A 13,743-nucleotide genomic window follows, 5' to 3' on the forward strand; every position below is an offset into this window, starting at 1 on the left:
AACTTAATGGCTTGAGTTTGTAAGCTAATTGATGGAGCAAATAAACAACAATGCATTTTCTATTAAAAACTGATTAAACAATGATAACATTGGGGTAATCCTGAGGTAACATTAGCCAGATAGTTTTGCGGTGCGAAAGCGACACCAAACTATCTTTATGAACCGCTACCTGGTATTTTTTCTCCTCTCTCTCGTTTACACAACTCTATTCGCAAACCCGCAAGGGCCAGCCGGTACCATCCGTGGTACGGTTCGGGACGGCCAAACCAAAGAAGCACTGATTGGCTGTACAGTCCGAATCGATGGTACACAGTTGGGCGTGACCACCGACGTTGAAGGGGGCTTCTCAATTGCCAACGTTCCGGCTGGAGCCCAGAAGGTGATTATCTCGTACATCTCGTATCAGACCAAAGAGATTCCAAACGTTCGGGTCGAATCGGGCAACACAACCGTCATTGAAACCGAACTACTGACCGAAGGCAAAGCCCTTCAGGAAGTGGTTGTCCGGGGCAACCGCGCTACGAACACCGAAGTGGCCGTTATCACCGAAATCAAGCAGATGAAGCCCATTGCGGTTGGGATTTCGGCGCAGCAGATCGTTAAATCGCAGGACCGCGATGCCGCAGCCGCCATTCGCCGGGTTCCGGGCGTGAGTATCGTCGATAACCGCTTTGTTCTGATTCGTGGATTGGCTGCCCGGTATAACTCGGTGTTGATCAATGATGTAATCACCCCATCGACTGAAGTAGACACACGCTCGTTCTCGTTCGATCTGGTGCCCAGCAACATCATCGACCGGATGATTGTGTTCAAATCGGGCTCATCGGAACTGCCCGGCGATTTTGCAGGTGGGGTGATCAAGATCTACACCAAACGGCGACCTGACCAGAACTTTACGGATGTTGGCTTTACAGTGGGCTACCGCGCCAATACAACCTTTCAGAATGTACATGCTCACACCCGCAGTGGCTTAAATGCCCTGGGTTTATGGGGGGCAGATCAGCAAATTCCGAGTAGTTTCCCGACCAAATTTGGTGAGTTCAATTCACTAAATCCGCTCCAGCGAGCAGCCTATGCCCAGTTGTTGCCAAACTCCTGGGGATTGAAAAACTATTCCGTAACGCCCGATATTCGGTTTGCCCTAAACCTGGGCCGTCGGTTCGATGTGGGCGATATCCGCATTAGTAACCTGACCAGTATCAACTACGCTACGACCAATCAATTCTCGAACATTGATCTCAACTTATACGACAACGGGACCATTGCCAACGCTGTTGCTGAACACTATAATGATGCGAACTACGCCCGGCAATCTCGCCTGGGGGTACTGCATAACTGGACGGCCCGTTTCTCACCCGGTTTTACACTGGAGTGGAAAACGCTCTTCAATCAACTGAGTACAACCGAAACGGTGGTTCGTTCCGGTCAGCGGATTCAGGATGGTTTCGACGTTCGTAGTTTTTCAGAACGGTTTGAAAACCGGAGTATTCTAACGTCGCAGTTGTCGGGCGAACATTCGGTGAGTGAACTGACGAAGTTTAACTGGATTGCCAGCTTTGGCTATACGGGCCGTTGGGAGCCCGACTGGAAACGGGTTCGCTTTCAGCGCGTAACGGGTGCTACCGGAGCGGATGGCCAACTTCAACCCTTTTCCATTGCAACGCCGAATGATCCGAACCCGATTGATGTGGGCCGGTTTTACTCGAAGTTACACGAGTATGTGGTATCGGCTATCGGCAATGGCGAACATACCTTTGGCAATCCGACCGATCGCGAGCCGAATCGACTTCGGTTTGGGGTCTACGCCGAACAGAAAAATCGGGATTATTCGGCCCGATTCTATGGCTATCAAAGTGTTGGGAACAGCTCCGTGGCTAAAGCCAGCGATATCAATACGGCCTTTAGCCCGGCTAACGTAAACGGTCAGAACGGCTTCTCGCTCCTGGACGGAACGAAACCGCTGGACTCATACAAAGGAATTAATACGTATCTGTCTGGCTATGTGACGGGCGATGTCTACTTCGGGCCGAAGGCCAATTTGACGCTTGGTTTCCGGGGTGAGTACAATGATCAGGGCATACGCGCCACCCGAACAACGGCCGAAGAACAACTGGTATCGAATAAAGTATTCAGTCCGCTGCCATCGCTTAATTTCACCTATAAGCTCAGTGATCGGACCAATCTCCGACTGGCGTACTCATCGTCTGTCAACCGTCCTGAATTCCGGGAATTAGCGCCTTTCAGCTATTTCGACTTTAACCTGCTGGCCGATATTCGTGGTAATACGGCATTAAAAACGGCCAATATCCAGAATGTCGATGCGAAATGGGAGTTCTACCCAACACCCAATGAACTGATCTCGATAACGGGCTTTTATAAACACTTCACCAATCCAATCGAATCGTTCCTGCTGATTCAGGCGAATGGGTTAGCCTATACGTTTGCCAATGCCAATTCAGCCCAGAATTACGGCGTTGAGCTTGAAGTACGCAAAGGATTTACGAATTCATCGAGTGTATTTCTGCAAAACCTGTCGGTGGTCGGTAACGTATCGCTCATCAAAAGCCTGGTTAACGTCGGCGATATTGTCCGGGCTCCTGACCTGAGTGGCGAAGTTCGGGAATACGATATACGTGGAATCGCCGATACCGAGCGACCACTGGCGGGGCAGTCGCCGTACCTGATCAATGCGGGTCTGTATTATACCGCTCCAAACTCCGGCTGGCAGGCCAATATCCTGTACAACGTGTTTGGCCAACGGATTTTTGCCGTAGGGAACCGCAACAACCCGACTATTTACGAGATGCCGCGTAACGTGGTAGACCTGAACCTGACCAAACAGGTCAACAAAAAGCTGGAGCTACGGCTGGGTATTCAGGACCTCCTGAACCAATATGTCCGGTTCGTACAGGACTTCAATCATGACGGCAAAATTGGCAGCGATGTTACCTCGCAAACCGCTGATGCTGATCAAACGATTCGACGATTCAAACGGGGGAGTTATTACACCCTCAGCGCTGTGTACACGTTCGGGCGTCGGACCATAATTCCTTAAGTTTTTACCAATCCAATTCACTTAAATTTAATGTTTATGCAAATGCATCAAGTGCGCCGTCGAATGGCTGGCTGGTCTTATCTGGTACTGACGGTAGTAGGGTTGTTCGCTGCTGTTTCGGCCTGTAAGAATGACGATACACCCGCTCCTGTATTGAGCATCACGTCGATTTCGCCTACGTCGGCACCGGTTGGGTCTACAGTAGTCATTACAGGTACGGCCTTCAATGCAGCGCCTGCCAGCAACACGGTAACCTTCGGTACTGTACCTGCACAAGTAACTGGTGCGTCGACAACATCGTTGACAGTGGTTGTTCCGGCTAACGCAGGCACGCCTGTCACCGTAGCAGCAGGAGGAGCAACGGTAAGCAGCACAACGGCCTTCCAGTTGGGTAACAAACCTGTAATTACAGTTGCGAGCAATATTACGGCCACGACAAACTGGACCGCCGGGAATATTTACGTTATCCAGGGCTTTGTCAGTGTTACGTCAGGCGCAACGCTGAACATTGAAAAGGGAACGATTATTAAAGGGGCTCCCAAAGAGCAGGACCCTTCAGGACAGGGCAAAGGCGGAACGCTGATTATCCAGGCTGGTGCTAAGATCATGGCGGTTGGTACGGCTGATTCGCCCATCATATTCACATCAGGCAAAGCGGCCGGTTCCCGTAACTACGGCGACTGGGGTGGCGTTGTGTTGATCGGTAAAGCGCCAACCAACCAACCCAGCGCTACGGCATTTGAAGGTGGTATTCCGGGTACGATTGGTGCCTATACGGATGTGAACGATAACTCGGGTGTCATGCAGTATTGTCGGATCGAGTTTGGCGGTATTGCCCTGACCAACGTCGCCAATAGCGAAATCAATGGCCTTACTTTATATGGTGTAGGAGCCGGTACCACGATTGATCACATCCAGGTTTCGTATAGTGGTGATGATTCCTACGAATGGTTTGGTGGTACGGTAAATATGAAGAACCTGATCGCTTTCCGGGGCTGGGACGACGATTGGGATACTGACTGGGGGTATGTGGGTAAAGTACAGTATGGTATATCACTTCGCGACCCAGACGTAGCCGACCAATCGGGTTCCAATGGCTTTGAGTCTGATAACTTCAACCCTGGTGCTCCCGCAACGGCGGCTAATAACGGCTTGCCGCTTACTGCGCCTGTATTTGCCAACATGAGCAACTTTGTAACAACTGGAACCCCGTCGAATGCCGCATCGGCTAAAGGAAGTGGCCCATTCCAGTCGGGTATGCACCTGCGCCGGAATACGTCGATCAGCATCTTCAACTCGTTGTTGGTTGGTTATCCAGAAGGGCTACGGTTGGATGCGCAGACGGGTACAACCAATACGCTGGATAATGCTACGGCTGGTAACCTGCAATTGCATGGTGTTGTTGTGGCTAACTGCACAACACCGGTTCGGGGTGCTCAGGCGATTACAAACGATCAGGCTACGGCATTCTTTAATACCGCTGCCTACAAAAACCAGATTATTGCCAGCACAGACTTGAGCAAACTGCTGCTCAACTCGGCTAATTTTACGCTGAATGCTCCTAATTTCTTACCACAATCGGGTTCGCCCCTGCTGACGGGAGCACTCTGGGATGGCAAAGGTGCGGATGCTTTCTTCACGAAGGAAACATTTATCGGTGCATTTGGTACCACCGACTGGACGAAAGGCTGGACCAACTGGGATCCACAGAATGCAAACTATGATAAATAAGCCTTTAAATAGTATAAAGGTGTCGCTTAAAAAGCTGGGGCTTTGCTCCAGCTTTTTTTATGGCCTATTGATAGGAGGATGAGACGGCTCGCTTATTTAGTCGTACAACTAATAGCCTGCGTTACGGTTGTGCTGAAACCACCCGGCCCATAATCGGACGTGCCGTTGCGCTTCAGCAGTGAATCCCGGTCGGCCGTACTACATACCTCATACGTAACGGTGTTGGATGCAGGCACATAAACACCTGCTGTCCCTTTATAGCTATATTGAATGGAACAATCATAGCACTGACTGGCCTCAACGTCCTCCTTTTTCTTGCAGGCTGTAAACAGGACCGACAGACAAAAAACGATCAGCGTAACTTTGTTCATAGACAAGTGGAATGAGTAAAGGCAAGGTAAATAGACATATTTTTTGCCAGATTTCAGCCAATTTGATCAACTTTTTATAAACGCATAGACTTTGTCTGACCCACAGTCATGACCGTTAGGCTGGTCTTTAGAAGATAGCACTAAGCGTTTCAAAATCATATAGTTATTAGCGGCAAAAAAAGTGCCAAATCGCTCCGATTGGCCCAGCATGGTATCCTGGTTTAGGTAAAACTGGATACTAACTGGGGGGCGTACAGGCTAGTTAGCCCACATAACGCAATGTCACATTGCTGAATTAACTTGGCGGAATTGGCCAGTAAGCCGGGTGTTTTGACTAAACATACCCATGAGCGTATCGGTTTACTACTCAACGTTATATACACACTGTGGATAAATTGACTTCTGAACAATCATTTCCTTTTATGCAGGGTGGGGGTGAGATGGGCGAGCTCACTCGTACGTACAATTGGAAACAAACCCCTATAGGTACCCCTGATCAGTGGCCGCAGAGCCTGCGAACTACGTTGGGAATTGTATTGCACTCTGCTTTTCCTATGTTTCTTTTCTGGGGAACTGAGTTAACCTGTTTCTATAATGATGCATTTCGAATTAGCCTGGGCGATGAGGGCAAACATCCGGCACTGGGTAAGCCCGGAAAAGCCGTTTGGTCAGAAATCTGGCCTTTTGTTGGCCCGCTGATCGACAACGTCATAACCACTGGCGAATCCGTTTGGTACGAAAACCAGTTGGTGCCATTTTATCGAAATGGTAAGCTCGACGATATATACTGGACGTTCAGTTATAGCCCGGTTTATGCCGATGATGGCCAAATCAAAGGCGTGCTGGTTACCTGTAGCGAAACCACCGAGAACATGCGGACCATCCAGAAGCTTAAAGAAAGTAACGATCAGTTAGCCTTCGCCATTGACGCTACCGAGCTTGGTACCTGGGATCTGGACCCCGCTACGAACGTTTTTTCGGCCAATACCCGTCTGAAAGAATGGTTCGGATTGCCGACTGATGGGCAGGTTGACTTACCACTGGCAACAAGCGTCGTTGCAGAAAAAGATCGCCAACGCGTAAACGAAGCTATACAGCAGGCGTTGCAGTATACCTCGGGTGGGAAGTATGACATCGATTACACACTGATTCATCCTATCACGAAGCAGGAGCGGGTTGTACGGGCAAAGGGCAAAGCCTGGTTTACAGCCGACAGGATCGCGTATCGCTTTAACGGAACCTTGCAGGATATCACCGACCGTAAGCGGGCCGAACAGGTGCTGGCGGCTAATGAGCAGGCGCTGCGAAGCATTATTGAAAGTGCGCCATTCCCCATTGGTATCTATGTAGGCTCTCAAATGCAGATTCAGTTTGTCAACTCGGCCATCATTAAGGTATGGGGAAAAGGGCCTAATGTGGTGGGGAAGCGGTATGCCGACGTGTTGCCCGAACTGGAAGATCAGGGAATTTACCCCCAGCTTGATCGGGTGTACGAAACAGGAATTCCATTTCATGCCCGAAACCAGCGCGTCGATCTGGACGTTGATGGCAAGCTACAGCCGTTTTATTTCAACTACAGTTTCACCCCTTTGTACGATGTCGATGGGCATATATACGGGGTCATGAACACCGCTGCCGAGGTGACAGACCTGGTCGTTGCCAAACAGCAACTGGAAGAGGCAGAAACAGCCTTGCTTGAGACAATCGAACTTGCCGAACTGGCTACCTGGCGTATGGATGTGGCAACCCGGATGTTCAACTACTCCGAACGGTTTATGGAATGGCTCGGCTTCTCAGAAAATACCAAGACACTGGATGAAGCTTACAACCCGCTGCCCGACAACTATCGAGAGCAGGTAGCGGCAGCAATCGAAGCGGTTATCCAACCAGGTTCACCGGGCTACTATGAGAATGAGCACCCGATCATCAATCGGATTACGGGAGAAATACGAATCATTCATGCACAGGGACGCGTATTTTATGATGTCGATGGAAAACCTACCATATTAAGTGGCACAGCGAAGGATATTACTCAGCAACGACAGCTCCAGCTCGCCCTGGAACGGCAGGTGCAGGAGCGTACGGAAGAATTGGAATCGACCAATGAAGAATTAACGGCCATCAATGAAGAGCTTACAGAAGCCAATCAGCTCCTGATTCGTTCGAACGACAATTTACAGCAATTTGCCTATGTTGCCAGCCACGATTTGCAGGAGCCTCTGCGCAAAATTCAGCAATTCAGTACACTGCTGAAACAGGAATACGCTGATTCGCTGGACAACAGGGGAAAAGATTTTCTGGATCGGCTGACGTCGGCAAGTTCGCGCATGTCGATGCTGATTAAAGATCTGCTTACGTTTTCCCGCATTTCCACGCAGCAGGTAACCCACAGGCGGGCAGATTTGAATGATATTCTCAAGGAGGTACTCGAAAATTTGTCGGTAGCAATCGACGAAACAAAGGCTACCATTCAGATTGACCCATTGCCGGTCATTGAAGGTGATGCGTTACAACTGGGACAACTGTTCCAGAATTTGCTTTCCAACGCCATCAAGTTCCATCGGCCCGATATCCGTCCGGTCATTCAGATTCAGGCCAGTCAACTATTGGCCCGCGACTTACCGCTTTCATTGCCCATACCACGTCTGGCCAAATCCTATTATTGCCTTGAGATTGCCGATAATGGAATCGGCTTTGATGAGAAGTATAAAGACCGCATTTTTCAGGTTTTCCAGCGACTACATAGCAAACGGGAATTTGCCGGTACCGGGATCGGATTAGCCATTTGTCAGAAAGTGGCCGTTAATCATGGTGGGGCTATTACGGCCACCAGCGAACCCAACCAGGGAGCAACATTCAGTGTCTATCTGCCTGTTTAATGCCGATGTATGGTTAAACGATAAAGAAACTGGGTTTGGTAAAACCTGGTGTCCGGTTAAAGTTGTATAATTGTAAATATATTCAAATGTTTTAGGGGCAGTACTAGTGTTAGGGTGCAGACACTGGCCGACAGATTGTATAGCGATCGGTGCCTGCCTATGTTGCTTCTATACGTGTTTTGGCTGATTACCCTATGACTTTTCATAGCTGGGGGCTTGTGTTTGCGGGGATGGTTACGGCTATCCTATTGTTGAATATCATCCAGTGGATTACCTATCGTACGCGCATCTACGGGTTGTATACCCTGTATATGCTGGCCTGGTTGTTACGCGTACAAACCTTCGAAAACGAATTAGCTCCACAGGTTCATCTATTTATTCGGGCGACGGCTTCCATGGTGGCCTTCTATATCTACTTTGATTTCGGCGATGCGTTTTTGGATATCCGGCAGCGGTTGCCGGCACTCTATAAGCTGCTTCCATACGCCAAAGCGGTGATCATTGTATATGTATTAATTCAACTTATCATCTGTTTTGTATTGCCCGAATGGCATCCACAACTCTATGAGGTTGCCTTTTCGGTGATTCGGGCATTTCTGGCGCTGGGCGGGTTTTATGCCGTATATCAATTGCTAAAATTAAAAGATGTGGTAGCTCGCTATTTTGTAGCGGGAACCTTGTTTGTGCAGATCGGATCGCTGGTCAGTCAGGGGTTAACCTTCGGGCATCCTACCGATGATTTATCCGGGCCGTTCTGGACAATTTCATTAGCGTATTTGCAGGTAGGGCTAATCCTGGAATTGATCTGTTTTTCGCTGGGGCTCAATTATGGTCAGCGTCAACTGGCGGTTCGCCACGCCCTGATGGAGCAGGAGTTCAGCCGGGCTCGCGAACAGCACCATCGGAAGCAACTGGAAGCTGAATTGTCATTGCAACGGCTGGAGCAGGAAAAAGCACTGATGCAGATCCAGGCCTTGCAGGGGCAGGTAAATCCGCATTTTTTGTTCAATAGCTTAAACGTGCTCGACTCATTGATTGAGGAGGACCCCGAGCGAGCCCGCATTTTTCTGGAGGAAATGAGCACGGTATATCGCTACCTACTCCGTGCTAATGAGCAACCGCTAACCGATCTGGGGGCTGAGCTTACGTTTATTCAGTCGTATTACCATTTGCTCCGAACCCGACATGGCCGGGGTATTGAGTTGGTGATGAATGTCCCGGAATCATACCAGACGTATCAATTGCCCCCACTGACGCTCCAGTTGCTGGTCGAAAATGCGGTGAAACATAATGTTGCTTTACCCGACCAGCCTCTTTTTGTTGATATTTCAATCGATTCAGATTCCCGACTGCTGGTACGCAACAACATACAGCGTAAAACCAGTCGGGTGCTTTCTAATGGGGTTGGGCTGTCGAATATCCTGACTAAATACCAAATGCTGGGGCAGCCGACTCCGGTAATTCAGGAGGTCGACGGGCAATTTTTGGCAATACTACCACTCATTGTCCTGTGAGCATCCGAGGTATTGTAAAAACAGTTGACTGGTATAGCGATAGAATAAGATGGGTAAAAAAACGCTGCCTTCATAAGGAAGCCAGCGTTTAAATCTAACCCATAAGAGCTTGCTAACTATAGAACCGATAGTTTCGCAATCGGCGCCATTTTAGTCAATAATTGGATCAATCGGCAACTTATTGATTGGACGGTGGTAACCAAACCTTCTTTCCCGATGCTTTAAAAAGAAGAAATCTAATGAGTTAGAAGGTGTTGGTGATGCCATTAGTCCGACAAGTTAGTGAAGTGATCTGGCCTGAAACGCTACTAGTTCATCAGGTGTTTCAGAAAGTCCATTAAGCAGATTGACTATCGCGGGTATTTTTCTGAACAGCAATGGCTCCAAACAGTGCCAGCAGGAAAGCAAACGCATAAAAGCCTTTTTCGCTGGGGAGTAAGGTGGCGTTCCACAGGCCGATGGTGAGTAAAACGATAGCCAGGATTGTAGAAAACCAGCTTAATCCATAGTAAATATCCGTAACGGGTACGCCTTCCAGTCTGTCGCGTACGCTTTTTTGCACGGATACAACCGAAAAAAGACCGTACATCAACACCGCGAAATAGAATCCTTTCTCATTGAGCAGCATATCGGATCGCCAAAGACCGACCAGGAAGCCAAACATACCGGCACCCAGCGCCATCCAGGAAGCGCCAACAAATGCCATTGAGGGTTTTTGTGTCATTGTAGTAGTGATTGTAATGGTGAAATGTTGTTTGAGCAAAATAAAGTAATAAAGTCAGTGCAACATCGGGTTGATTCAGAATAACTTAAGCTTAAAATTTTTGACGTACACAATAAGCCAGATAAATTCTGTCAGCACAAGGATACCCAGAATGGATGATCCAAGCAGTTGAGCCCATGAATAGTCGGGCTGCGCCCCTCTCAGGATCGTCACCAATTTTATGAGTAGGTACACGATAGCTGGTACCGATAATAACCAACCCAGGCCGACCAACCCTAGACCAGGCTTTAGATCACACAGGATCAGACCGATTCCTGCAATGACCAGCAGAAGCGGAATTACCGGGACAAGCCAGATATAATTGGTTTCCTGTATCATAAAGATTACACTGGTTTTAACACCCCAAAATTGGCGGGATGCCGTATCGAAAACCATCAGAAATCAACAATCGGTAGAAATGGGTAAATAAATGCCGCTCTGGGCGAATGGTTACCGCACGTTTTTACATCGCGGCTGTGTATATGTTGTGGAAACTAGATTTCGGCTACTACTGAATCAAAGAGTCATTTTTGTAAAATAGTAGAATTGCGCGTATTTTTGAAGCAATAAACGCATATATGAAGCCAGGCCGTTCTATGGATTCGATGGCCTGGTCGATTAAAAATGCATAATGTCTCAATAGGTCCTGTAGCTCAGTTGGATAGAGCATCTGCCTTCTAAGCAGACGGTCAAGCGTTCGAGTCGCTTCGGGATCACTTCAGAATCAGGCAGTTGCGGCAAAGGTCGTATCTGCCTTTTTTCTTGAATGGCCCAGCTTCGGGCTTTTTGCCCTGAATCAACGCTTCCAGTTACTTTAGAATTTCCGCTTCTTTTTCAGGGCCGAGTTCATAGGTGTCACTAAAAACCTACTCCACCTCATCGGCGAATTGTTGCTTAAATGTCGTGTTAAGTGCCAGTTTGAGAAGTGTTTCGAAGGGGTCTACATAGTTTATATGCAGAAAGGATGGATTTGTGACAGAAAGGAGAATTTTTCTCCCTCAAACAAAGCAGCCTGCAGATTTCTCTGGGCTGAAAAGTTACACTAATTCTTTTACCGTATCGCGGGCATGGTGTTGAGGATAATCGTTTGCTTACCTGCTGGAAAGTAAATGGAAAAACGCTAATATTATGTATTAGAATAGTGAACGTTCTAACTCCTACCTGTATGCGATATGATTTCTACCTCTGTATCCTACTGAACGTAGGCTCCTTGAGCCTTCTGGCACAAACCAACTATGTGGCCAATACGGCTGCTGGCAGCTCAGCGGCTCCCTTTAACACCCTGGTGGGGGTTCAGGCCGGAGCAAACATCAACTCATCTGGCGAGAGCAATGTGTTTACGGGTTACCAGGCAGGGTTTTCCAACACATCTGGCAAGTTCAACGTGTTTACAGGGCTGGGAGCAGGCTATAACAACACAACGGGTACTCAGAGTGTCGCCGTAGGGTATCAGGCAGGCGTTGGGGGTGGATCAGGTGTGGTAGTCGTCGGGTATCAGGCCGGTAAATTCAATACTGGAAGTAACAATGTGTTTATCGGTTCACAAAGCGGCTACTCAAACACGTCGGGTGGTGGTAATACATTTATAGGATATTATGCTGGGTATTATAATACAGCTGTTAACAATACATTTATAGGTTTAAGTGCAGGGGTCAATAACACAATAGGTAATGGTAACACCTTCGTAGGCTCATCTGTGGGCTTTTCTAACTCAACCGGGGGCTCCAATACATTTTTAGGAAGTTCTGCTGGGAGTAGTAGCTTAACCGGCAGTTATAATACATTTCTGGGAGCTCTTGCAGGCATCAATAGCCAAACAGGTAATAATAATACGTTTTTGGGTTATTCGGCCGGTGTATATGTTACAACCGGCAGTAATAACATCATTATTGGCCCTAACTCGGGCACAGCCATTACAGATGGTAATGATAACGTCCTGATGGGCTACAACAGCCAGGCTGACGAGGGTATCTTCAATGGGATTGCCATCGGTTCCAATAGCCGGGTAGCCGCCAGTAATAGCTTAATATTAGGAAACGAGGTTAACGTAGGTATCGGCACCTCAAACCCGCAACGAAAGCTGGAAGTGGTGGCCGACGAAGCCGGTCAGAGTGGACTTCGGTTAACCCAGCTAACCAACCAGAATAAAGCCATTCACAGTACTGACCAGTTTCTGACCGTCAATGAAAAAGGCGATGTCGTTAAGGCCCGCTATCAACTCCGTATCAATAGCCTCAGCGAGTGGAGTGATAACGTGTTTGCCTCTTCGTATCAACTCAGTTCGTTACCCTCGGTAGCGGCTTTTATTAATCAGCATGGCCATTTACCTGGCATTCCTTCGGCAGAGCAGGTTGTAAAAGAAGGCATTGATCTGGTAAAGATGAATGCTACCCTGCTGGAAAAGATAGAAGAATTGACCCTGTATAGTATTCAATTGGAAAAGACCAACCAAACACTGCAACAGGAAAACCGGCAGCGTCAAAAGGAGAATCAACAGCAGCAGACAGAGATTGATGAGTTGAAGCGACTGGTTAACCAACTACTGGACAAAAAATAAGGCTATATCCCTGGAACTAGCACATTACTTCAGGCGAATACAAAAGCCTTGGGCCTAACCCGAGTCTGCTCCCCCTTTTTTAGGGCAACAGCTCAATGGCATAATTTACCTTATACTCTAGTCGTTCCAGGGGCTCAGCATTGGCTGTCGCTTCGTATTCCGCCAGATCGGCCTTGGCGAACCGATCAATGGTATTCCAGGCGAGTGTACAGCTATTGGGATCAGCGACCACTTTGATAAATTCCCATAGTAACTGGGGAAACTGAGTAAATGACTCAAGTTCAATGCCTTCTAAAGACTAGGAGGCAATCATCGATCGGGCATACGATGATTCATTGGATAAAGGGGAACAACTCATTATATTAACAGCCACGGCAATAAAACTTATGTTCCTCGTAATGGCAGCTATGGAGGGGGCAGAAGAAAATAAAAACAGGCTTAACACCTTCTTCAAATAGGCCATGTCTGGTAAAGAGGATTTTTAACAGTACCCTACACTATAATTCCTCCTGGACCATGAAAAGATCCAATCTATCACTGCTACTAGGTGGCTTCTTAGTCCTGGTACTGGCGCTGACTAATCCAGGTCTTGAAGTCCATAAGGCGAAGGTTAAAGCGCTGTTGAAGGAAAAGGTCAGCGAGGAGCTACGTAAAGAAGGCAATCAGAAAAATAGCCTGAAGGCACTGGGTACCATGCTGGAAGAGGCCTTTGCCCTACCCATCCTCAACACGCTGGTCACTCGGGACAATTACCTGCTTTTTTCGGTAACCAAGCTGACCTTTGGGGAGGAATCTAAAGTGATTGGCTTTGGTGCATTAGGCCATGTGTTTATCACGACCAAAACCGATGAACTCAAGTTCTAACTGGACGGG

Annotated in this window: 10 protein-coding genes and 1 tRNA gene; 7 read left to right on the forward strand and 4 right to left on the reverse strand. The window is 48.1% G+C overall.

All coding sequences use genetic code 11. The features are described from left to right. Positions 1-157: 157 nt before the first annotated feature. Together ACYVFD_RS02110 and ACYVFD_RS02115 are read left to right on the forward strand one after the other, a co-directional pair. Complete coding sequence (locus ACYVFD_RS02110; protein WP_461088036.1) at positions 158-3,055, forward strand: TonB-dependent receptor; 2,898 nt, start codon at positions 158-160, stop codon at positions 3,053-3,055. Positions 3,056-3,097: 42 nt separating this feature from the next. After that, positions 3,098-4,786, forward strand: coding sequence for an IPT/TIG domain-containing protein (locus ACYVFD_RS02115; RefSeq protein WP_461088606.1), 1,689 nt, complete (start codon positions 3,098-3,100; stop codon positions 4,784-4,786). Between the two features lie 92 nt (positions 4,787-4,878). Here ACYVFD_RS02115 and ACYVFD_RS02120 read toward each other — a convergent pair whose 3' ends face one another. Next, a complete protein-coding gene (locus ACYVFD_RS02120; protein ID WP_461088038.1) occupies positions 4,879-5,157 on the reverse strand; it encodes a hypothetical protein in 279 nt (92 codons plus the stop codon). Positions 5,158-5,711: 554 nt separating this feature from the next. Here ACYVFD_RS02120 and ACYVFD_RS02125 point away from each other — a divergent pair. Both ACYVFD_RS02125 and ACYVFD_RS02130 read left to right on the forward strand, forming a co-directional pair. Next, entirely contained in the window at positions 5,712-8,036 is a 2,325-nt protein-coding gene (locus tag ACYVFD_RS02125) for a PAS domain S-box protein (protein WP_461088040.1), read from the forward strand. Between the two features lie 194 nt (positions 8,037-8,230). Then, positions 8,231-9,550, forward strand: coding sequence for a sensor histidine kinase (locus ACYVFD_RS02130; RefSeq protein ID WP_461088042.1), 1,320 nt, complete (start codon positions 8,231-8,233; stop codon positions 9,548-9,550). 337 nt (positions 9,551-9,887) lie between these two features. Here ACYVFD_RS02130 and yiaA read toward each other — a convergent pair whose 3' ends face one another. Both yiaA and ACYVFD_RS02140 read right to left on the reverse strand, forming a co-directional pair. Continuing rightward, complete coding sequence (yiaA, locus tag ACYVFD_RS02135; protein ID WP_461088044.1) at positions 9,888-10,274, reverse strand: inner membrane protein YiaA; 387 nt, start codon at positions 10,272-10,274, stop codon at positions 9,888-9,890. A gap of 75 nt (positions 10,275-10,349) precedes the next feature. Further along, positions 10,350-10,652 (reverse strand): hypothetical protein, encoded by a 303-nt coding sequence (locus ACYVFD_RS02140; RefSeq protein ID WP_461088046.1) that lies wholly within the window; start codon positions 10,650-10,652, stop codon positions 10,350-10,352. Between the two features lie 303 nt (positions 10,653-10,955). Between ACYVFD_RS02140 and ACYVFD_RS02145 the strand changes: the two genes are divergently transcribed. Together ACYVFD_RS02145 and ACYVFD_RS02150 are read left to right on the forward strand one after the other, a co-directional pair. After that, a tRNA-Arg gene (locus ACYVFD_RS02145) sits at positions 10,956-11,029 on the forward strand. A 449-nt stretch (positions 11,030-11,478) separates the two neighbouring features. Continuing rightward, positions 11,479-12,870: a hypothetical protein gene (locus tag ACYVFD_RS02150; protein WP_461088048.1), complete on the forward strand. Its 1,392-nt coding sequence runs from the start codon at positions 11,479-11,481 to the stop codon at positions 12,868-12,870. A 79-nt stretch (positions 12,871-12,949) separates the two neighbouring features. On the opposite strand, the gene ACYVFD_RS02155 is transcribed toward ACYVFD_RS02150, so the two are convergent. Beyond that, positions 12,950-13,102 carry a hypothetical protein gene (locus ACYVFD_RS02155; RefSeq protein WP_461088050.1) on the reverse strand — a complete coding sequence of 51 codons (153 nt, stop codon included), beginning with the start codon at positions 13,100-13,102 and terminating at the stop codon, positions 12,950-12,952. A gap of 284 nt (positions 13,103-13,386) precedes the next feature. Here ACYVFD_RS02155 and ACYVFD_RS02160 point away from each other — a divergent pair, with 284 nt between their 5' ends. Beyond that, positions 13,387-13,734, forward strand: coding sequence for a hypothetical protein (locus ACYVFD_RS02160; RefSeq protein WP_461088052.1), 348 nt, complete (start codon positions 13,387-13,389; stop codon positions 13,732-13,734). Positions 13,735-13,743 lie beyond the last annotated feature (9 nt).

This window comes from Spirosoma gilvum (assembly GCF_054776815.1).